This window comes from Rhodococcus sp. 3258, from assembly GCF_031456475.1.
GTDB classification, from domain to species: Bacteria; Actinomycetota; Actinomycetes; order Mycobacteriales; family Mycobacteriaceae; genus Rhodococcoides; species Rhodococcoides fascians.
The window spans coordinates 599,088-619,833 of sequence record NZ_JAVDUT010000002.1; the positions used below are offsets into that span (position 1 = coordinate 599,088).

A 20,746-nucleotide genomic window follows, 5' to 3' on the forward strand; every position below is an offset into this window, starting at 1 on the left:
TGGATGTGAGTGCCGTCTGAAAAGTGAGTGATCATCCCGCTAGGTCTTGGACTTCGACTATTTTGATCGTCTTGCCGTTCAGTGTGGCGGTTGCGGGGTTCTCCGGGGAGACGAGGTCGTCGAACGCGCGCTGGCCGGCCGTTTTACGAGCGGTTCCGCTCTTGACTTCGTACGCGGTGTACGTCCCATCTGGGTTTTCGGCGAGCCCATCGTAGTACCTGCCGTTTCTGGCTCCATCGACAGTGGACCGGACCTGTCGCCGTTCGATCGTTTCGCCGGTTAGCTCTTCACGTTCGTCGAGTGCGGCTTGTTCGGCTTCCTTGCCGCTCCGGCCGTCGTTGCCGTCGGCGTAATGTCCGCCGAGGTCTCGTCCGTCTCCGCGGTCGAGCGCCATTCCCGCGATGAACAAGCCTCCGGCGAGGACTGCGAGTCCGATGGCGGCAGGGACTCCGATACCAGTCTCACCGGCCCCCACTGCGCCGATAGCGACAGCACCGGCGGCGCGGGAGAGGGAGTCGCTTGTCGTCGGGGCCGCGGAGAGCTGTTGTTCGACCTCGGCCTGCGTCGCAGCATCGTCAGCGGATTGCTCGGCGGTGGCTTGGTCTTCGGCCATTTGCTGATAGGTGTCGGTGGTGGCTTCGGTGGTGTACGGCAGACCGGCATCGGTGCCGGTGCCGGTGTAGCGGTTGGTGGTGCCGCCGCCTTGGTCGACGGTGAGGTCGGTACCGTCTTTGACGGTGTCGGTGGTGGGTTGGTATGGGCTGTATCCGGGGTCGGGAGCACCGACGACGGCGATACCGCCGGGTTGACCGCTGATCGCATCCTGCCCGTTGTACAACGGTGTCGCCGTGATCGACCTTCCGGTGGCTGCGTTCTCACCGCCGGACAAGGGGTCGGCCAGGATCGGATACAGAATGTTCTCGATGCCCACGGTGTCGACGATTTGGACGAGGTGTCCGTCGCGGATCTCGTAGTGCGTGGGAATCGGTGTGCCGTCGGCGTCGTACGCCCACGGCGCGGCGACCGTCGACACCGGGTTTCCGTCGGCGTCGACAACGGTCACCGAACCGTCCGGATCGATCGACATGTGGCCCCCGGGCGGCACGTCGACAGGAATCACCGATTCGTGCGAGGACGACGGGTCGTGGATGAGGAAGAACGTGCGGCGACCCCCACCCGGATCGGGGACGGTGATCTTCGACTGCCCACCAGGGGCATACGCGATCAACGGCGAAGCAACAGTGCCGACCGCTTGGGAGAGAATCGATTCCGGAGTCCGAGGGCTGAACGGTCCGGGCCGCCCACGCACTCCGATCCCGGCTGCGGTGAACGCGGCGGCACCGACCAACACGAGTTCGAGATACCTGTCACGATCTGCACCCTCCCCGGCTATCGAGGATCCAGCTTCCGAAACCGGTTGCGCTGGTGCGGTATTGGTAGGTATCGGCCCGGGGCCACGATCGGGTACCGCGGTGGGTGCAGTCGATCCAGCAGGCTGCGGCGATGTCGGCGCATCCCCACTGGTCGTCGTCGCAGCCGGGACGCCTGTCGGGTTCTCGACACCCGGGGCCGTTGGTGCGCCGGGTGTTGCGGTCTGCGCCGCCCCCGGCGCAGGTACAGGCACGGGGACGATGGGGGTGCCGTTGTAGGTGGGGAAGTTCGTCGGCGCGTTCGCTCCGACGTTCGGGCCACCGCCGGGTGCTTGCGCGCCCGGCAATCCGGCGGTGCTCGTCGGCGGAGCAGTCGTGGTCGTCGACGGTGCGGTCAGGCACGGGTTGATGTATTCCGGCGGGATCGGAGAGCCCGGCGGTAAGGAGGCAATCAGGTTCAGGTAGATCTGATGATCCCGCGCCCGCACCGCCGCACAATCCTCTTCCGGTGTCGCATACGCCGGCCCTGCTGTGAGCACGATCGCGGCACCGATCACTGCGGCGGTCCCGGCCAACAGTGCCCCGGCAGCGAGGACTCCCGCCACCGACCTGCGTAGCGCCGGCTTCCTCGATGCCGCAGGCGGTTTCGATATAGGTTCCGGTGTCATCGGTGGTCCTGGGCCGCCGTCTTCCGGACCGTGGCAACCAATCTGTCTGCGCCCCACCAGAACACCCGGCCCGCGATCGACATCCACAGAAAGAACGCCAGATACACCAGGATCGTCCCGTTCTCGGCAGCCCACCCGGCGAGGCGTCCGATCACCGCGAACGCCACAATAAGCAACCCGAGCCCGAACAGTGTCGCGATAACCGCTGTGGAGGTTTGGTTCCGTGCTGCGCCGACGCGGCGGGTCGGTGGGGTCATCGGGTCGGCCGGTGAAGTGGTCATCGAAAGTGAATGCCTTTCTCTACCAAAAGAAACACGGGACTCGAGATACCCCAATCAGCTGGGGCGCATGGCGGGAGGAGATGCATCTGGAAAGGAAGAAGATGTTCTCTACCAGGGGCAGTTGATGTACGAGGTGGCCGCGGCTGCCCACTTCCCGCTCGGCGGAAGGTAGAACTGATAGGAAGCGCAACCGTTGGGGTACTGCGCAGCTCGAGCGGTCGCGATTGCCAGAACGTTCGCTGAGGAGTCGATCACCCTCTCCCACCCCTGTACCGGAATCGTGACATTCGCGTTGGCCAGGGCGGCCGGGATGCCGCTGTCCCGGGCTGCTATAGCGACAGTGTGGTCGATGGGTATCTGCACAACGGGGGCACCGAGTTCAGCAAGGATGGGTGCTGCCGATGCTGCCGGTGCGAAGGCGAGCAGAACGCCGCCGACCACAGTCGTCGCTGCTGCGGCCACAGCCGCGGCTTTGTTCATACGTGCGTCGAACATGGAGTACTCCCTGTGAATGATCAGGTCCGATGGGCTCGAACACTGTTGGGTAACAGCCTCAGTGCTGTTTCGATGAAATCGAGACGTCGGTCAGAGCCAAGTGGGGTCGGAGTACACGAACACACTGTTGTCCGAGGTCGCTGTCGACACCGCGAACTGCGCGTAGGAGCGGATCGTGACCGGTCCCAGGCAGGCATCGACCTTCACATGCACGTTCTCCGCCGTGATCGAGGCCTTCGAGGTTTCGAGATCCTTCTTGCCGAGCGGAATCGTGGTGATCGTTCCTGGAGCGATGGTGGCCTGGATGTTCGGGTTCACCGAAGCATTGACACCGATATTTGCCGAGGGAACCCCAGAGATGGACACACCCACCGACGGACCGAACGAAAAGCCAAGCCCCAAGCCGAGTCCGGACGAGACATCGATCTGACACCCGATCTGCAACCCCTGCTCGATGTACCCTGTTTTCACCGCGCTATCACCGGCACCGGTGACGGTGCCGGTCACCTTTGCCGACACGAATCCCTCGCGCGTGAACGCTGTAGTCGCCAGGTTCGGAACTGGGTTCGCCGATAGTTTGCTCGCGGTGAGATCGAGGATCCATCCGTCATCGGTGACCGTGCTCGAAAACTTGTCGGCCAATGGCGTCGGGGTTGCTGCGGCACTGCCTGCGAACGCAAGCGAACCCGCGGCCAATAACGTCGAAACCACCGCTGGAATAGCGATTCTCTTCACAGCGTGGCGGCTCCGCGCCGTCCTCGATGTGGATGTTCTGCTTGTCGTTGTTCCCACTTTGTTGTCTCCCTCGGCGGACCGGAAAGGTCAGGACTATCTATGTTGCTGGATATTTGCTGAGCATTTTGGATGGCACGCTACAACACCACACCGGCACTCGACCGGTTCACGAGGCTCGAATGGCCCACGAATAGCTGTACTTGGAGTTACAGGAACATTTCGGCAAGTCGTGGACCAGGCGGTTTGCTGACCGAACGAGGGTGACAGGGCTCACGATTGTCAGTCCCGAACACGGCCGAATCGCATTCACCGTGCCCGTGAGGGTGGGCTGTATCCGACGCGACCAAGATCGGTCTCAATGGCAAGCGAGGATGGGAACGTGCGGTCACTCGCCTCGCGCCGGTGTGGGATCGCTCGGACCACCAATCCGGGGCGGGGAGAACTGCGCGCGCAGTGCGCGCCACCGATCGAGGATTTCGCGCAGACGATGCTGCGACTGTGGCTTCGCCAGCTCTACAACTGACTCACACAGCCAAGGCTCGAGATGCCGCAACGCCATGTCCGCCCGCGCCGAGCCGGACTCGTCTGCGAGTACCTCCAGCAGATTTTCGCGCAGCAGCCGCACCAGCTCTTCCTGGTCGATCAGCTCGGGCGCACTCGGTGTCGACGGGTCGGGATTCACTTCGCTCCGCCGCTGCAGCTCAACGTCGAAACGACGTGCACTCGCCTCGATCACAGCCGCAACGGCATCGGAATCCACGCCGCCCGGTAGAGCTGCGATCACCTGTGCCGCTGCAGCTTCGAAGCATGCCCATCCCTGACGGTCACTGGTGCGGTGCCACCACGCCATGGCGGCTGCCCGGTCCCATACCTCGACCAGCTCACGCTCACGCTTGGGTAGAGCCCGCATTGCGTCGCCGATCGCGAACCATTGATGCTGACACCGTCTGCGCGCGTCGTCCGCAGCCCACTGATCGTCGGCACTGCCAGTGATCTGCGCAGTCCGCGCCAATTTCTGATGCTCTATCAACGCCTTTCGCGCCTCTTCCACCACGGCTGCGATCTCTACCCGCGCGGCTCTGCGGCGCGCAGGTAGCCACCACATCAGTACCTTCATCACACCACCAATGCTGCCCTCTCTCGCAACACAATTGGAGGGCCGGAAGACGGGACTATCTCACACCGACCAATCCACGGACAGGCCGCTCCGCACAGGGTGCGGGCGTTCGACAGCGGTCAGGGACAGCCCCCAGAGGACCGAGACCATGTCCCCTCTGAACCCAGTCCACCGAGTCGGCAGGCGATAGCTGCTGTCGTAGAACAATTCCGAGCGGCTAGTGCTCTCGCCGTGCACGAGCTCGAGTGTTGCCGCATTCGACGGCTACCGCGTCGACAGTGAAGCGGTCGTTGCCGCCGGCTCACTCGCGGTCATCGATGTCACTGTGCCCTGACGGCGTCACCCGCGACGACATCACTGTCGTCCGCGAATACGAGCACACCCGTATCGAGTGCAACGGCCCACCGGTGTGGCTGTGCCCACTCTCGCCCGAGCTGCTCGGTGGGAATCAACGAGTCTGCGAAATCTTCGACAAGGGTCCCTTTGCTGATACCTCCTTCGCGTCGAATTTGGACTTTGTCACCAACCTTGTGGCCAATTTGTGTGTTACTCCGCGTCCCAGTCATGGCGATATTGAATCAGACAACACCCTCATGCGCCTGCGTGGAACGCCGCGATCGGACGCTGTGTGACGTATTCGTGCCCGTTTGGCGGCTTGGTGCGCAGGTTTTCAATCAGCTGGACGCCTTCCGATATGAAGTCGACCACCGACCGCCAAAACCCCTGCGGCGGTGGTCCGCTCCTGTTCGGCACCGCTGAAGTGCCAGCCGAGTGAAGCCGGAAACATCGACGCAGTGCCACGAGGCGTCTCGTGGCGCGGGTGGCCCCGAGTGCACGTGCCGAATTGCGACAGCGCACCCGGCTCCTCGCAGTCGATACGACCTCGTCAATGTGTCCGATCACGCAGACACCTGGGCGGGAAAACGTGGTTGGACTGAGCTAGACCTTCGAGGTCGCTCGAACCCACAACCCGCTCGGTTCGAATTCCTTCGGGCGCACAGAAGAAGATGCCCCGAACTGCAGCGATGCGGTTCGGGGCTTTTTCGTCGAGCATCCGACCTGCGGCCGGCTCGGCGTCTGGCCTGTCTAGAACTCGATGCCGAATTCTCGGATTTTTCGGTAGATCGTGGCCCGTGACATTCCGAGGGCATCGGCGGCGGCCTGCTTGTTCCCACCGTTTTCCTCGAGGCTGCGCACTATTGCGTCTCGGTTCATTGCCTCTATCGGGGTGAGGGTTCTGCGGCTCACCGCTCGGACGGATGGTGGCAGCTTGTCTGCCTCGACGACCCCTGAACGTTGACTCTGCACGACCTCCTGGAGCACGTCGCGGAGCTGTCCGACATTGCCGGGCCAGCTGTATTTGGTCAGCTGGCGGACAGCAGCCGCCGACAGTGACAGCTCCTGACCGCGACTGACTTGGCGCAGTAGGTAGGGAATCAACTTGTGGAGGTCTTCGATGCGGTGTCGAAGGGCGGGTACGTGCACGGTGTGGCCGAAGAAGGGAAGTATCAGTGCCTCGCTTCCGGCGCTCTGCGTACCGGTTCCGATGGTGGCTCCCATCCATCCGGCGTGTTCGCGCCCTTGAATCAGGCTCGCGATCTCTTGCTGGACAGAGTTCGGAACCAGGTCGAGGTCGCGAATGATGACGCTGAATTCGTCCTGTTCGATCTCGGTTTCGAGCGCCCGCATCCCTGCGTCCCCGTCGGCGAGTTCGGCTGCGGTGACGAAGTGTGTGCGACTGGAAATATGCTGTTGTGCTGCAGCTTTGAGGACCGCGAATCGGCCCGAGCCGGATTCGCCTGCCACCACGGCCCATTCGTGCCTGCGGACGCACTGCGACACGTCTCGGGTCGCGCGCCTCCACGATGCGCTGTCTCCCACGATGCCGGGCAGCGACCTGATGCCCTCGATGGCTATCGCCGCCGGCCCGGCTGTGTCGTTGAGGTAGGCGTGGTACACCGCCACGCCGTGTCGAGGCGCAAGGGCGTCGTCGTGGAACGGCGACAACCTGACGGTCTGCCCACCGGGCAGGGTCAGCAGATACTTGCTGTTGTCGGTGTGGACGCTCAGATCGACTGCGTGCTCGAGCAACGCGGCTTGGTCTTGCGGGGTAAGGGCATTGCGTAGCTTGCGATTGAGCAGGACGATGTCGTCGCCGAGTGCCAGAACTCCGACCTGTTGGGATCGCCTGCACGCTTTGAGATAGGTGTTGAGCAGAGCGGTCTGCTCCTGACTCGATTGGGACAGCAGTCGACCTTCGATCTGTGCCGTCGCCGATTGCGCGAGTGTCACCAGGAGTGGAGCTCCGTCGTCGATCCATCCGGTCACGTCGAGAACGCCGACGACGAGTCCGGTTATGGGATGAACGATGGGGACACCGGCGCACACCAACCCGCCCAAGCTCTCGACGTAGTGTTCGGCTCCGTAGACCAGAGTCGGTTTGCGAGTCTCGAGCGCTGTGCCGATGCCGTTGGTGCCGGCATATTCTTCCGAGTAGCTGAAGCCCGGTGCGAGATTGACGTTGTCCAAATTGTCCAGCAGTGGCTTGCTGCCGGCCACGCGGTCCAACACCACACCGTCGGCCGAGGTGAGGATCACCGAAATCGGCTCGTCCACCAAACCTGTTGCGAGCTGGCGAAGTACGGGCGCTGCGGCGACGACGAGAGGGCTGTCCAAGTCGGGTTCGCGAACGAAGGGCAGGTGCAGAATGTCGGGTTGGATGTTCAGTGCGCGCGATCGTTCCCACGAGAACGAGATCTGGTCTCGGACCGCGTCGTCGAACTCGTTCTCTACGAAGAACTTGTCACGCGCTCTCGAGAGATCGCGTGCGCCCTGTCTTGCCAAAGCCGCCACCTACCCACAAACAATCGAGGAAACTCAATTACCGCCTGCGCGTGATCGATTCGGCGTAGGTGTTCTGCGGGGATCGAGTCTACCCGTCGAAAAGCGTGGCGTCTGCGGTTTTTGGCACTCGGCTGCGGCAGGCACCTCGGGGCCGATATGAATGCCGGTCAGAACTCGCAGCACGACTCGGAGGTCGTGATCGGTCAGCTCGCGTCGCGGATTCGATGAGGACATCGTGGTTGTCTCCTTGGTGCCGCTCGGGGATCGGCGTCCGCACTGCGATGCCGACCCCCGAGCAGCGTGAAACTTGTTAGGTTTCAGTAGATGTTCGAGGGGCGGACCATTCCTTCGGCGAGATCGCCGAATCCGGGGGCCATGATCGCGCCCGGATTGCCGAATACCTCTTCCACCACTGCGGTTTCGGTGGTGATCAGCAGCGCTGCAATGGAAGCCGCACTTTCGAGCGCCGCACGCGTCACTTTGAAGGGATCGATCACTCCGTCGTCGAACATGTCTCCGTATTCGCCGGTGAGCGCATTGAAGCCATGGCCCAGTGGCAGTCCGGACACGATCTCCACGACGTCGTCGCCTTCGTAGCCGGCGTTGATGGCGATCCATCGAAGTGGTTCGGTGAGCGCTTTGCGGACCACTTCGGCACCGATCGCCTGGTCTCCGGTCAGCTCCAACTCGCCGAGGGCGCGATGGGACTGCGCCAACGCGGTACCCCCGCCGGAGACGATCCCGGATTCCAGAGCTGCTCGAGACGCTGCCAGGGCGTCCTCGACACGCAGCATGCGTTCCTTGAGCTCGACACTGGTGGCCCCGCCTACCTTGACCACGGCCACCCGGCCGGTCAGTCGTGCGATCCTCTGCTCGAGGCTGTCCCGGTCACCGTCGATCTTGGAGCGCTCGAATTGCGACTCGAGCTGAGCCACGCGCGCGTCGAGCAGCTTGGGATCGCCCCGGCCGCCGACAATGGTGGTCGAGTGCTCGGTGACGGTGATGCGGTCGCACGAGCCCAGTTGGTCGAGCGAGACCTCGAACAGTTCGAGGCCGGTGTCCTTGGCGATGACCTGGCCCCCGAGCGACACGGCGAGGTCCTGGAGTTCTGCGACGCGGCGATGTCCGAAGCCCGGTGCTCGCACCACGACGGACTGCATCGTGTTGTGCATGTTTCCACCGACCAACAGCTGCAGCGCCGGTCCATCGACGTCCTCGGCGATGACCACCAGGGGACGATCTGCTCGCTTCGCGGCTTCGATGCTCGGCATGATGTCCTGGACCTGGTTGATCTTCTTGTTGGTCAACAGAATGACCGGATTTTCGTGGACGGCTTCTGCTCGCTCGTGATCGGTGATCATGTAGCCGGAGATGAACCCGTGATCGAACTCGATGCCGTCGACCACGTCGACCGACATCCCGAGAGTGTCGCTTTCCTCGGTGGTGACGATGCCCGACTTACCCACGTACTCCACGGCTTTGGCCACGCACTGTCCGATGGCGTCGTCGTCGCTGGCCGCCAGTGTCGCGATGCGCTCGAGGTCTGCATTGCCGACCACTTCGACGGCTTGAGCGCGCAAGGAATCGACGACGGCCGAGACGGCGGTCTCGATGCCTCGGCGCAGACGCATCGGGTTGGCACCGGCGTCCACTGCTCGCAGCCCCTCCCGCACCATCGCTTGGGCGAGCACGGTGGCAGTGGTGGTTCCGTCGCCGACCACTCCGTTCGTCTTCATCGCAACCTCTTTGACCAGCTGCGCACCCATGTTCGCAAACGGGTTGCTGAGCTGAATCTCTTTTGCGATGGTGACGCCGTCGTTGGTGATAGTCGGTGGGCCCGTGAGCTTCTCGAGCACGGCGTTGCGCCCCTTCGGGCCCAGAGTCACCTTGACCGCGTCGGCGAGTGCGTTGACGCCTTGCTCCAGTAAAGCGCGCGCCTCGGTGTTGAACCGCAGTTCTTTGGCCATGACGTATTCCCTTCGAGTGGTGTGATGTGCGGTCGGTTCGGTTCACGGGGTCGAGAGCGTGGACTGTCCGGACGAAAGTCGAAGCCCTCTTCGGTCGTCCGGCATCATGGGTTTGCCGCTCTCGTCCACGAAGACGCGACTGTTGGGACAGATGCTCAGCCCGAGTGCGCTCCGCCGTCGCAACAATGCTGTGGTGTGTCGTTCGCCCCTGATATCGCGGAGTGTCAGGGAACGAACACGATCGGTACCTTCTCCGGTGCGAGCCAGATGCTCCTCGATCGAACGCTCCAGAACCGCGAAATAAGCCTCGAGACAAGCAGTCTCGTCGACCCCGCCGGTGCCCACGGCAGCGAAGAGGTCTTGGTCGACGTCGGTTTCGTACATCTTCGAATCTCCCACTCGTGTCGGTTCGGGGCTGCGCATCGATGGCCGGCGCTCGATCGGCCGAAGCGAGGTCAGGGCCGTTCGGCGAGATCGAACCCGATGTACTTGGCGGCGTCCTCGGGGCTAGCGAAGAGCATCGTCTTGTCGTCGAGGTGCACCATGCGGCCGTAATGCGTCGAGCTGATCTCCTCGAAGACCGACCCGTCGAATTCCTGGCCGAGTGCATCGGTCAGCTCGTCGTAGTCGAACGAGAGGAGTTTGGTGCCGTCGACGCGGATCATCGAGGGATACTCGGTGAGCTCGACGCCGTCCTTGTCACCCATCACCTCGGCAACCACACGTCCGACCGGCGTGTTCATCAGCGTCACGCCGCACTTGTTGGAGAACTCCGTGTCCGATCCGAAATGCATGGTCATAGTGCCAACTCCTGCGGGATGTCGAGGCCGAGTGATTCGAGCAGAACGGTGAATTTGGCGATCGCCGCGTCCAAGCTGGTCGCGAACGTCACAGCCTTGTCCGCGGGCTGCGACCAGATGGGTTGCAGGGCGCGCGCGGCGGACAGACATCTCGGTACCCACAGCGACATCCACTCGCCGAACAGTGCGCGATTGGCTTCGCCGTATTCCGGGTCGTGTGTGAGCAGCTGGAACAGCGTCCGGGTGTAGTTGAGGTCGCGGTCGTAGTCGTGCTCGCCGGTACCGACGATGGTCGGGGTGATGTAGTCGCCGTTGCGGGCGGAAATCTGCATCACCAGTTCGGTGCGGAACAGGGAGCCGACGAGCTGCTCGAAGACGATGTTGGTTGCGAAGAGCAATTCGCACCAATCCGGCACAGCCGTCAGCTGTTCCACGACCTCACGTGTCGGCTGCCACTCGGGTGCGCTCTTCCACACCTCCATGTGGGCCGAACCGTCGAAGGAGACATCGGCTTCGGACAGATCGAGATTGAACAATGCGAGATCCTGTGCGAACCGCATCTTGTGGGCGGCGTTCACCGCAACGGCCGTGTTGATCATGTTTGTCGGCCCCGAACGCTGAATGGACGTGAACACATGCAGTGCCAGTCCATTTTCCGCGTGCATCCACGCCCCGACGTTCCGCTCGATGAACTTCAGCCACGGGGTGTTCCAGCCGGCGTAGGCACGGGCCCGCTTGGCGTTGCTCAGACACAGCTCGACTTGATGCACGACCGCGGAGTTGTTGCGGAAGATCGTCTGGTCCCATTCTTCGTTGGGATCCAGAAATTGGTGCCAGTTCGAGGATTTCGCGACCGTCCACTCCTGTGGGTAACCGCCCGGGCCGTCGCCGAAGCCGTAGATCCACCCTTGCGTGAGGTGCCGATCCGGGTCCGGCTGAACGTCGACGGTCACGTCCTCGTACATCGTGGCCCGACGTTTGGCCGGTGTGTAGTAGCTGTACGTACGGCTTCTCGAACTGGGGAACTCCTTGGCTCCGGCTTCGGAATCGGTGAATTCGATTGTGGGGAAGCTGCGTTGCTTCGGCTCCGTCGTGGCAGTCGAGTCTGTGGTGGCAGTCATGTCTGGCCTCTCGGTTGAGGTAGGGGCTGATGTTCGTGGTACGCGTGCCCGGTCTCGGCGGTGAACTAGTCGAAGGCAGGGCTGGTGAACTTGTCGAAGAAGATCTGGTCCGTCGGCGTTCCGCACACGTCGAGGAGGTCCAACGCAGCGTCGACCATCGGGGGAGGTCCGCACAGGTAGACCTCGGCTCTGGCGATGTCGGGTTCGAGACGACGTACGACGTCGGTGACGTTTCCCTCTTCGATCGACAAGGATCCCGAGGATGCGACTCCCGCTGCGTCGGATACGCACGCCACGAAGGTGAAGTCGACCAAACCTGCACCGAGGGCAATGATCTCGTCGACGTAGAACAAGTCGGCCGGGGTTCTCGCGCCGTAGTAGAAGTGCACGGGACGGGTGTTGCCGGACTCGCTCATGTGCCGGACCAGCGACAGGACGGGCGCCATGCCGGCACCACCGCCGATGCAGACCACCGGCAGGACGTGACCGTCCTTGAGGGTCGAGGAACCGTACGGGCCGGTCAGGGAAATGCTGTCGCCGACCGAAATTCCGTCGTCCAGCAAGGCTGCGAATACGCCGCCCGGATATTTCTTGATGAGGAACTCGACCTGGTTCGGCGTCGACGGTGTCGACGCCATGGAGAAGGATCTGAACTCGTCGGTGCCGGGGATCTGCAGATCGGCGTACTGGCCGGGTTTGAACTCGAACACCTCGGGCTCGATCGGTTCGAGGCGTAGGGCCACGATGTCGGCGGTGACCGACTCGACCGAGACTACGCGGGTGGTGACGTTCTGAATCGGAATTCCACCGAGTAGTTCGTCTTCGTCGAAATTGAGCAGCTCGATGGTGCAATCACTGTAAGCCTTTGTGCGACAGAGTAGTACGAATCCCTCGTCCTGTTCTGCCTCATTGCACGCGAAAGTGGAGTGGCCCTCCATCTGAATGTCTCCGTCGAGAACGAACGACTTGCACGCCGAGCAACGTCCTTCGCGACAGCCGTGCATCAGGTGGATTCCTTGTCGGAAGGCCGCGTCGAGAATGTGTTCGTCCTCTCGGACCTCCATCTCGATGTCGACCGGGTCGAACGTGATTCGGTGTGTGTCGGCCACGAGGGGTTCTCCTGAATCGAAAGAAAGTGATCGTGCTGGATGCGGTGGGCAGCGCCCGTGATCGGCCGCTGCCCACCGAGTCTGTGATCAGGCAGGCATGGTCGCGCCGGCTCGGTACGCGGCGATGTGTGCGTTCCGCTCCGATTCGGTCATCTGGTTCAGCAACACGTTCGGGCTCTGGAAGGTGTTCCCGCGGACATCGTCGAGTGTCCACATCTTCTTCGGATCCAGATCGAGATGTGGCTGACCGACGAGCGTCTTGCCGTCGTCGCGGACGTAGCCGAGATCGGAGACGATGTCGGCGAGATCCTTGCCGTGGTGCAGTGTCTCCCATTCACGGAAACCGGTGAGACGACCCATGTTCGGCGTCTCCTTGCCCTCGTACTCGCCGCGGAAGGCAACTGCGTCGGTCCAGTAGCACGTCTCCGAACAGTAAGTGCGCCACTGGTTGTCGACCTTCTCGACCACCATGTCCTCACGGATGAGGGCCGGCACCATGCACGTCCAGCAGCGGTGCGGGTACTGGTAGCCGACGTCCTCGAATGCGATCGGCTTGTTGATCCCCGGGTACGCGAGCCGGTTGTACTCCTCCCACCACTTGCCGTACTTGCTGTACCAGCCGGGGTACTTGTGCTCGAACCACTCGAAGTCCGTGTCGGTCATGGTGTCGATGCGCCAGTAGTTGACCGGCCAACCGGTGGCGAAGAATCGCGCGACCTCGTGGACGTAACCCTTGTTCGTGATCCGGTTCCACGCTTCTTCGACCAAGTCGTGGGGGATCGTCAGGCCGTACTTCTCGAGCGGGATCAGGTAGCTGCGGTAGTAGTCGTCGTAGATCCACCGCTGCCACATCTCGGCGTAGCTTTCGCGGTCCTTGCGTCGATCCTTGGTGCCGTACTCGATGAAGGTGCCGATGGCCGCGTCGACAACGCAGTGGTTGTTCCACCAGGCGTAACGCAGATCGCGTTCCAGTAGAGGACGATTCCGCTCGTCGGCGAGGGCCATGAGCAGAATCGAGTACCCGTTCGAGATGTGCCGTGATTCGTCGGATTGCACCGAGTGGAACACCGTCGGCAACAGGTAGTCGCCGTTGGCGGCGGCCTCGTCCGGCATGGCCACGAACAAGGTGTTGGTGAACGCCGTCTCCGCCACCACGGTCAGATAGATGTTTGCGGCCGTGATGGCATCACCGGTGATGAAGCCCTCGCCGAACTGCCTGCCGATAGTGCCCGCGTAGTTGTTCGCGAACGCTTTCTCGGTCATATCGAAGCCGGCCGGGTCGATGTAGTTGTTCATGTACAGCTTCTTGAGATTCATCTGAATCGTCGAGTGACGCACCTCGTCGATCATCTGAACGGCAAGGCCGTTGTGGATCTCGGGGTTCGGCACGGCATCGATCGCCATCGGCATCGCACGGGCCGCCGAAATCTCGGGGAACGGAATGATCGAGAGGAACAACTTCTGCCACTCGAGCCAGCGTTGCTGGACCTGGCGGAACATGTTGCCGCGAATGGCACCGTCCATCGCGCCGTACACGCGGTTGTCCTTCTCCTCCTCCATGGGGAAGTAGGACCGCATGATCTGCTTGAGTGGGTCCTTCTTGGGTGCTTTCTCGAACGTGTAGTCCGTGCCGAAGCGAGTAGCAGGGGTAGCGAACGTGGGTTCCCACGTCAGCTCCGAAATCTTCGCGTGTGCCTTGGTAAGGCTTTGCCTACTCAATGTGCGCCTCCTGGATGCGAGGTCGGCAGGGGTTGTCGACCTTCTCGGGAAGATGTGCACATGATTGAACACCGTGACTTACGTCTCATCCGTCTCAGTTTGAGATTTGTGGCACTCGATGTGCGGCCTGGTAGACGGCGTATAGATCGGTCGAAAGTGCACCCATTGGAAACAAACCGAACGTAAGGTGTGATTGTCTCGCCGAGGAGGGCACGTGAGTTTTGGATCAGGCAGAACGGCGACTGTGAGCGAGTCGGATGCTCAGGCTTCGCCGTTGTTTATCCCGCTGTTGTTCATCTCGGTGCTCTTCGTCGGTGCGTTGCCGTTCTACGTTCGGCAACCGGTCGTCAGCGGTGAGTCGGTGTCGGGTCCGGCGTGGTTCGGTGGTGCGCACCTCGGAGAACCAGCAGCCGATGTGTACTGGCTGTGCGCTCTGCCGGTGTGCATCGGGGCCGTCGCGGTCTACTGCGTGTGGAGCGAACGTCGATCGGGCGTCGCCATGCATGTTCGGCTGTGGCTCGTTGCGAGTCTCGGATTGTCGAGTGCAATAGCAGTTTTCGTGCAGAACGGAATGATGTTCTACGTGGGTAACATGACGATTCGAGGATTGTTGCCCTTACTGGCGATATCGATCGCGGTCCTGGTGTGGGGTGTCGGCCTGCGGTCGCGGTTGCTGGTGGCAATCGGTGTTGTCGCCGTTGCTGCGAGTCTGGTGTCCAACCTCTACAACGTCGAGAATCTCGTGCCGCGGGAGTGGGCACTGGACCCCCGCTTCGGTCTGTGGCCGAACATCGTGCTGACCGCAGCGGTGTTCGCGGTCGGAGCAGTGGGGTCGGGGTTTGCCGAACGGTCCCGGCGGTAAAGCCTGCAACGCAGCGTGACCCGGGCGATGGGGGTCGTCGCCGGCGGTGGACACTGGCAGGATGGCCAGCCCAGGTGACCCGAAGTCGGTGTGGACGACAGTCTCGGTGATCGTCGGCACCGTGGCAGCAGGCGTCGTAGTCGCCGGTCTTTTCCACGATCCGCAACCCGACGCCGTGTCGATACCCGGCTGTGCGGAGGTCATTCAGCCCGAGGACATGCAGAGAATCAACTACGCCATTGTCGGACCGGATTCCGCCCCGACGGGGTTCGACGCAGCAGCCAAGTCGGCCGCTTTGGCGCGAGCCCTTCCCGCCGGGACCACGGTAGAACCCGATGCCATGTTCCCACCGCTGACATTCGACTTCAGCGCCTCTGCGTATGGGCGTATCTCGCTGGGCGGAGCCGTGGGTGACCTGAACGTGAGGCTGTCGACATCCGACCAATCTGCCGGTCCATGTTTGGCCGGCTACGTCGATGAGCGTCGGACACTGAGTGACGGCACAGTCGTCGATCTGAGATCATCCGAAAGAGGCAGTCGCGTAGAGGTATACGGGACCGACGGCAGCATCGTCGATGTATCCGCCGACCCCGTGTTGACGGTCCAGCAAGTGACCGACATCGCGATGACGCCCGGTCTTCGCTGGAATTCCTAGGCCCCCTTGACCGCCGTACCTTGCACGCCGGTGTCGGCACTGCCCCAAAAAGTGCGACCCCGCCGCAGTGTCTGCGACGGGGTAGGGCACATGCGCGTGTATCTACGCGCGGGCGACCAGCTTTCCTGCGATTCCCGACAAGATTTCGGTCGGCCTCTGCTGCTCACCCTGCTGAGCACCCAGCACCACGAGGGTTCCGGTCAGGACCGGCAATGCCCACTGGAGGTACTTCAGTTGCTTCTGTGCTGCGGCGGCCTCGCGTGGGGTAGCTGCTGACGGCTCGGTTGCCGAATCGATCGAATGGCCCTGAGCCTTGGTCGTTTTCGCGCCGAGAACGCCGCTGTATGCAGTGGCGGCCAGGGCGGCACCGGTAACGGCGATTTTCAAGTTGGTATTGGCGGTGACACCCTGCTGATGCCGAGCCCGACCGCGGTTGGCCATGAGTATGCCTGCGCCGCCGATGAGATGTGCACCGATGGCCGCGGCGTTGACCGGAGCCCATTTCGCCCACCCTGCCGCGGCAACCTGTGCGCGGTCTCGCGGATCCCGCACCGCAGTGGCAGCACCGTTCACGCCGACGGCACCCATGAGCGAGCCGCCGAACCAGGCGGCGGCACCGAGATCGTGTAGCGAACGGATGAGGGTATTTCTGTTGGACATCAGAGGATCCTTCGGTTGTGTGCGCTGCTCCGATCGCGAAACACGCGATATAACAGAGGTTTTGGCGGCCGCGTGAACGGCTCCTTGTCCATCGGTTACCCGCGTGAGCAGTTTCCACACCTGGGCCCCACGTCGATTCGCGTCGAAATGCCACGGCTGCGCCCTCGCTCCTCGAACCCCGTCAGGCGTTCAGAGCAGTGAGCCGACCAGTCCGCCGTCCAGGACGAGGCTGCTTCCCGTGCACCACGACGACTGTTGCGATGCGAAGAACGCGACCGCTGCTGCTACTTCCTCCGGTGTGCCGTAGCGCCCTTGTTTGTCGGCGATGAGGGTGTCGAACCCTCCCTCCGGTAGCCCCAGAGCTGCCTCGAATTCGGGGGCTGCCGTGGTGACCAGGGCGGTGTCGATGAACCCCGGCAGCACAGCGTTGACTCGAACACCCTGCGTTCTGAACTCCGTTGCGGCAGTTTCGGTCAAATTTCTCACCGCGGCCTTGCTGGCGGCGTAGGGCGCGAGCAGCGCCGAACCTGCCGTCGCGGTGATCGAGCTGATGGTGACGATGGAGCCGCCGCCGGATGCTGCGATCGCGGGTGCGGCGTAGCGGATGGTCAGGAACACGCCGTCCAGGTTGACTGCGGTGGTACGCCGCCAATCGGCGTACTACATCTGTGCGATCGCTCTGACTTCGCCGACACCGGCGTTGGGAATTGCTGTGTGCAGGTTGCCGAAGTGTTCGACGGTCTGATCGACGAGAGATCGAACCTGATCCTCGTCGGTGACGTCTGTCGCGACAGCGATCGCACCGTCGATCGAAGACGCCACCTGGCGGGCGGCGTCGAGATCGGTGTCGGAGACGACCACCTGTGCACCGTCGGAGGCCAGTCGCCGCGCGATGGCGGCGCCGAGGCCTGCCCCGGCACCGGTGACGAGTGCGACCTTGCCGTGGAGAGATTCGTCGATTGGCATTGTGTTCGGTCCTTCCGTGGGAAAGCAGAGGTGGTGCCTTCTCGCTGACGACAGAGAAGGCGAAAGGTATTGCTGTGTCGATGTTTCAGCGCTTCAGCAGGTCATCCAGAGCTCGTCGCGCTGCATTCAGTCCCGCCATGCCGTGTGCACCGGGTCCGGGGGGAGTTGCCGCCGAGCACAGATAGAACCCCGGCGTACCCGTGCGGTACGGGTCTCGGCCGGGCCGTGGTCCGAGGAGCAATTGTGTCGGTGACGACGTACCGCACAGAATGTCGCCGCCGACGAAATTCGCGTTTCCTTCGGCGAAGCTCTGCGGAGACGTGGTGACTGTCTCCACAATTCGCGAACGCAGGCCCGGTGCGAACTGTTCGATGCGGTCGATCACGACGTCGGTGACATCGTGGTCGAGGCCGGCGGGAACATGGGCGTATGCGTACAGCGGTACGACGTCTCCGTCCGCGCGCTGAGGATCTGCGACGAACTGCTGCCCGACGAGGACGAACGGCCGATCGGGCATTCGTCCTGCAGCAACGGCCGCCTCGGCTGCGATGGTGTCCTCGGCGCTACCTCCCACGTGCACAGTGCCGGCCTGCGCGACCCGGGTGTCGGTCCACGGGACTCCACCGCGCACCGCGAGGTCGACCTTGAACGCAGCCGGTCCGTGTCGAAACCTGTTGTAGGAGCGACGTGTACGCGTCGTGAGTTCCTGGCCGAGTACGTCGGCCACCACGGACGGCGTCGTGTCGAAAATCGTGATGTCCGACGACGGCAGATCGGCTCGCGAGGCAACCCGCGTCGAAGTCTGCACGGTTGCTCCGAGTTCGATGAGCGCGGAGTGCATCGCCCGTGAGATCGCCGCGGTTCCGCCCTCCGCCACCGGCCATCCGTTGTGGTGTCCCGCGGTCAGGATTCCCACCCCGATGGCGGAGGAGAACACTTCGGTCAACGGCCGCATCGCGTGTGCCGCTGCTCCGACGAACAGTGCCCGCGCCTGCGGCGTGGCGAACACCCGTGACAACACCGCAGCGGGCAGAGCAGTCGGCGCACCGAATCTCCCCAGCAGCAGTGGATGTCGGGGCAGGTGGACGACCGGTCCGAGTAGGTCTGCGGACAGTCTGTCGTACGACGACGACGGTTGCCCGAACAGTGCCTTCCATCGTTTGCCGTCCGCACCCAGGCCCACAGCAGTCTCGTTTATCGATCGATGGAGCAGTGCTGCCGCGTCGTCGAGAAGCGGATGAGCACAATCGATCTCGGGCCACCGCCACGTCAGTCCGTGTTGCTCGAGACCGGCGAGGGCGGGTGAACCCACCGCCATCGGATGGAAACCGGCACAGTGATCGACGAGCAGATCGACGGTGGTGAAAGGCCGGTGGCTACGGGTGCCGCCGCCGATCTCGCTCTCTGCCTCCAGCACGGTGACGTGTATGCCGTCGCGTGCCAGAGCAAGTGCAGCGGCAAGCCCGTTCGGGCCGCTGCCCACTATCGTCGCGGATCGCGTCATGATGTCGATTCTCCAGCACCGGCCGTCGCTGACGACGCCTCTGGTGCCGAGTGTCGAGCGGTTGTCGAGTCTGCGCGACGCCGCCACGTCACCGACATGGGGATGGGGCCGTCGGGTAGCCACGGCTGGGCGGACACCGCGTCGTCGACGTTCCACGTACCGGTTTCGATCACGCCGAGGGCGGCATCGATGAGTTTGTAGGACTGCGTCTTTCGATGGATGGGCTGCGATTCGACCCACGCCACCACGAACTCGCCCGGCTCGAAGTTGCAGCGTCGCTGAATCGCTGCGATGAGGGAGGCGTCGTGCAGGTGGCCGTCGCCGAAGTTGAAGCCGAGGATCGAGTTGCATGCGAATTCGCCTTCACGCACCGTCCATCGATCGAGGTCGGGAACGTTGCGGATCAGAAGCGAGAACAATCCGCGGCCCTGACTGTGCATCGAGCGCCATGCGATGGTCTGTTGCATCGTGATCTCGGCGACGGCAGGCGGGTAACCCATGGCTTCGAGCTGTCGTACCTGATTGCGGGTGGGGCGCACGATCTGATCGAGCTTGTCCTCGGCACCCGGTGCGAACGCCCACAGACCGGAGGCCCAGTTGCCCGCGTACTGGCGCATCGAGGGCGTGAAGGCCACGAGGTCCGGTCGTAGGTTGCCCAGCACCGGGAAGAAGAACAAGCACACCAGCGCTGTCGCCACGAACCACGGGGAGGCGTCGAAGATCGAGAAGCCCTGTCCTGCAGGATGTCCGACGAAGAGGAACACTGCTGCGTAGGCGAACAACAGATTCCACTCCAGCGGCACCGCCAGCGGGAACGTCGAGATGATGAACAGGTGGAATGCCACCATGAGAAGTGCTCCGACGAGGGCGACGGTCGTGTTGGTGGTGAGCAGCAACACGACCGGTACCGCGATCTCGACGGTGGTGCCCAATACGTGCGCGATCAATTTGGCTGTTGCCGAGGGCCGAATGTCGTCCGGGAAATTCCGGTAGTGCTTGCGCCTGGCCCAGCGCGTGGGAATGCAGGGGCTGTTCGAGACCATGGGCGGAACGACGTTGGCGAAATGTGCACCGAATTTCGAGATGCCGGCCCCGACCCACACCGAGAAGATGAGCAGTTTCAGTCCGACGACGAGGTCGACGATGGCGTTGTCACCGAGAATTCCCACGAGACCGAACAGGACTATCGCAGGACCGTACTGCTCGGCGCGGGCAGCGATGAAGATCGTCTTGTCGCGAAGGCCCACAACGATGGTGAGCAAGACCGGCGCGATCGCCCAGCGTGGATCGACGAGGTTGCCGATGCCCTCGGGCAGGATCGAGGCAAATGCACCGGGCGGTGTTCCGGGCGCGATGACGGGGACGAACAGACTCACCAGGAGAGCGAGATACAGCACGACGTCCAGCGGCGTCCTGGTGTCACCCGAGGTGAACGGCACCTTGCCCGGCCACGGAGGCATCCGAACGGTCCCCGGTTTCGCCCAGAACAGGATTCCGCCTGTCATCGGCTTGAACTTGCCGGCGATCGGTCCCCACGACCCCGCGAGTCCGACGGTTTCGAGCAGCATCGTCCAGTAGACCAACTTCTGGTAGACGATCATGTCGTCCCACCACGAGCCGACGTCCCACGGCATCCCGACGCCGGAACTCAGTGTCGCCAGAGTCAGGCCGATCCCGATGTAGAGCACCAGGAGCTTGACGACGTAGGTGGTGGGGATGACCTTCGGCGAGCCGAAGCCGTAGTCGACCCAATGCAGTGCAAGGGTTTTCACTCGTTCCAGCAGGGGCCGGTCGAGGAAGGTTTCGAGGTCGACAGGTGGAAACTGTCCGTTCTTGAATCCCATGAGTGAGCTTTCTGTAGCGAGCGCTGAGG

At 62.9% G+C, this 20,746-nt stretch carries 17 protein-coding genes and 1 pseudogene; 2 read left to right on the top strand and 16 right to left on the bottom strand.

The window, feature by feature from the left end:
* Positions 1-31: 31 nt before the first annotated feature.
* The 12 genes from J2X62_RS10350 to J2X62_RS10405 form a co-directional block, all read right to left on the bottom strand.
* On the bottom strand, positions 32-2,038 hold the full coding sequence (locus tag J2X62_RS10350) for a hypothetical protein (RefSeq protein WP_310180157.1): 2,007 nt from the start codon (positions 2,036-2,038) through the stop codon (positions 32-34).
* The gene (locus tag J2X62_RS10355) at positions 2,035-2,319 is read right to left on the bottom strand and encodes a hypothetical protein (protein ID WP_240933861.1); all 285 of its coding nucleotides are present in this window, start codon (positions 2,317-2,319) and stop codon (positions 2,035-2,037) included. Before J2X62_RS10355 ends, J2X62_RS10350 begins: the two co-directional genes overlap by 4 nt.
* Positions 2,320-2,427: 108 nt before the next feature.
* The gene (locus J2X62_RS10360; protein ID WP_032366499.1) at positions 2,428-2,814 is read right to left on the bottom strand and encodes a hypothetical protein; all 387 of its coding nucleotides are present in this window, start codon (positions 2,812-2,814) and stop codon (positions 2,428-2,430) included.
* A gap of 90 nt (positions 2,815-2,904) precedes the next feature.
* Positions 2,905-3,549, bottom strand: coding sequence for an MspA family porin (locus J2X62_RS10365; protein WP_310180162.1), 645 nt, complete (start codon positions 3,547-3,549; stop codon positions 2,905-2,907).
* 385 nt (positions 3,550-3,934) lie between these two features.
* Complete coding sequence (locus J2X62_RS10370) at positions 3,935-4,669, bottom strand: hypothetical protein (protein ID WP_167325899.1); 735 nt, start codon at positions 4,667-4,669, stop codon at positions 3,935-3,937.
* A gap of 1,083 nt (positions 4,670-5,752) precedes the next feature.
* Positions 5,753-7,519 carry a sigma-54-dependent Fis family transcriptional regulator gene (locus J2X62_RS10375; RefSeq protein ID WP_371832706.1) on the bottom strand — a complete coding sequence of 589 codons (1,767 nt, stop codon included), beginning with the start codon at positions 7,517-7,519 and terminating at the stop codon, positions 5,753-5,755.
* Between the two features lie 308 nt (positions 7,520-7,827).
* Positions 7,828-9,477 (bottom strand): chaperonin GroEL, encoded by a 1,650-nt coding sequence (gene groL / locus J2X62_RS10380; protein WP_222072281.1) that lies wholly within the window; start codon positions 9,475-9,477, stop codon positions 7,828-7,830.
* A 42-nt stretch (positions 9,478-9,519) separates the two neighbouring features.
* Positions 9,520-9,861, bottom strand: coding sequence for a hypothetical protein (locus J2X62_RS10385; RefSeq protein ID WP_310180170.1), 342 nt, complete (start codon positions 9,859-9,861; stop codon positions 9,520-9,522).
* Between the two features lie 71 nt (positions 9,862-9,932).
* On the bottom strand, positions 9,933-10,277 hold the full coding sequence (gene mimD / locus J2X62_RS10390; RefSeq protein WP_027494759.1) for a propane 2-monooxygenase effector subunit MimD: 345 nt from the start codon (positions 10,275-10,277) through the stop codon (positions 9,933-9,935).
* Positions 10,274-11,398: an aromatic/alkene monooxygenase hydroxylase subunit beta gene (locus J2X62_RS10395; protein ID WP_283548715.1), complete on the bottom strand. Its 1,125-nt coding sequence runs from the start codon at positions 11,396-11,398 to the stop codon at positions 10,274-10,276. The genes mimD and J2X62_RS10395 overlap by 4 nt, the downstream gene beginning before the upstream one ends.
* Positions 11,399-11,463: 65 nt before the next feature.
* Positions 11,464-12,507, bottom strand: a complete 1,044-nt coding sequence (locus J2X62_RS10400; RefSeq protein WP_032366492.1) for an FAD-binding oxidoreductase — start codon at positions 12,505-12,507, stop codon at positions 11,464-11,466.
* An 87-nt stretch (positions 12,508-12,594) separates the two neighbouring features.
* Positions 12,595-14,226: a methane monooxygenase gene (locus tag J2X62_RS10405; protein WP_027494756.1), complete on the bottom strand. Its 1,632-nt coding sequence runs from the start codon at positions 14,224-14,226 to the stop codon at positions 12,595-12,597.
* A 214-nt stretch (positions 14,227-14,440) separates the two neighbouring features.
* Here J2X62_RS10405 and J2X62_RS10410 point away from each other — a divergent pair, with 214 nt between their 5' ends.
* Positions 14,441-15,088, top strand: coding sequence for a hypothetical protein (locus tag J2X62_RS10410; protein ID WP_143536207.1), 648 nt, complete (start codon positions 14,441-14,443; stop codon positions 15,086-15,088).
* 61 nt (positions 15,089-15,149) lie between these two features.
* Positions 15,150-15,743, top strand: a complete 594-nt coding sequence (locus tag J2X62_RS10415) for a hypothetical protein (RefSeq protein WP_222072284.1) — start codon at positions 15,150-15,152, stop codon at positions 15,741-15,743.
* Between the two features lie 102 nt (positions 15,744-15,845).
* On the opposite strand, the gene J2X62_RS10420 is transcribed toward J2X62_RS10415, so the two are convergent.
* The 4 genes and pseudogenes from J2X62_RS10420 to J2X62_RS10435 all read right to left on the bottom strand — a co-directional run bounded on the left by J2X62_RS10420 (position 15,846) and on the right by J2X62_RS10435 (position 20,717).
* Positions 15,846-16,403, bottom strand: a complete 558-nt coding sequence (locus J2X62_RS10420) for a hypothetical protein (protein ID WP_310180189.1) — start codon at positions 16,401-16,403, stop codon at positions 15,846-15,848.
* Between the two features lie 189 nt (positions 16,404-16,592).
* Positions 16,593-17,369: pseudogene (locus J2X62_RS10425) on the bottom strand (SDR family oxidoreductase).
* Positions 17,370-17,454: 85 nt separating this feature from the next.
* Positions 17,455-18,873, bottom strand: coding sequence for an NAD(P)/FAD-dependent oxidoreductase (locus J2X62_RS10430; protein ID WP_310180193.1), 1,419 nt, complete (start codon positions 18,871-18,873; stop codon positions 17,455-17,457).
* Complete coding sequence (locus tag J2X62_RS10435; RefSeq protein WP_310180196.1) at positions 18,870-20,717, bottom strand: DUF3556 domain-containing protein; 1,848 nt, start codon at positions 20,715-20,717, stop codon at positions 18,870-18,872. The genes J2X62_RS10430 and J2X62_RS10435 overlap by 4 nt, the downstream gene beginning before the upstream one ends.
* Positions 20,718-20,746: the final 29 nt, after the last annotated feature.

What these genes read in the sequence shown, in the direction of transcription:
- J2X62_RS10385 (WP_310180170.1), bottom strand. Translation starts at nt 9,861, where the DNA reads ATGTACGAAACCGACGTCGACCAAGACCTCTTCGCTGCCGTGGGCACC.
- J2X62_RS10350 (WP_310180157.1), bottom strand. Translation starts at nt 2,038, where the DNA reads ATGACACCGGAACCTATATCGAAACCGCCTGCGGCATCGAGGAAGCCG.
- J2X62_RS10435 (WP_310180196.1), bottom strand. Translation starts at nt 20,717, where the DNA reads ATGGGATTCAAGAACGGACAGTTTCCACCTGTCGACCTCGAAACCTTC.
- J2X62_RS10395 (WP_283548715.1), bottom strand. Translation starts at nt 11,398, where the DNA reads ATGACTGCCACCACAGACTCGACTGCCACGACGGAGCCGAAGCAACGC.
- J2X62_RS10420 (WP_310180189.1), bottom strand. Translation starts at nt 16,403, where the DNA reads ATGTCCAACAGAAATACCCTCATCCGTTCGCTACACGATCTCGGTGCC.
- mimD (WP_027494759.1), bottom strand. Translation starts at nt 10,277, where the DNA reads ATGACCATGCATTTCGGATCGGACACGGAGTTCTCCAACAAGTGCGGC.
- J2X62_RS10355 (WP_240933861.1), bottom strand. Translation starts at nt 2,319, where the DNA reads ATGACCACTTCACCGGCCGACCCGATGACCCCACCGACCCGCCGCGTC.
- groL (WP_222072281.1), bottom strand. Translation starts at nt 9,477, where the DNA reads ATGGCCAAAGAACTGCGGTTCAACACCGAGGCGCGCGCTTTACTGGAG.
- J2X62_RS10360 (WP_032366499.1), bottom strand. Translation starts at nt 2,814, where the DNA reads ATGTTCGACGCACGTATGAACAAAGCCGCGGCTGTGGCCGCAGCAGCG.
- J2X62_RS10415 (WP_222072284.1), top strand. Translation starts at nt 15,150, where the DNA reads ATGGCCAGCCCAGGTGACCCGAAGTCGGTGTGGACGACAGTCTCGGTG.
- J2X62_RS10430 (WP_310180193.1), bottom strand. Translation starts at nt 18,873, where the DNA reads ATGACGCGATCCGCGACGATAGTGGGCAGCGGCCCGAACGGGCTTGCC.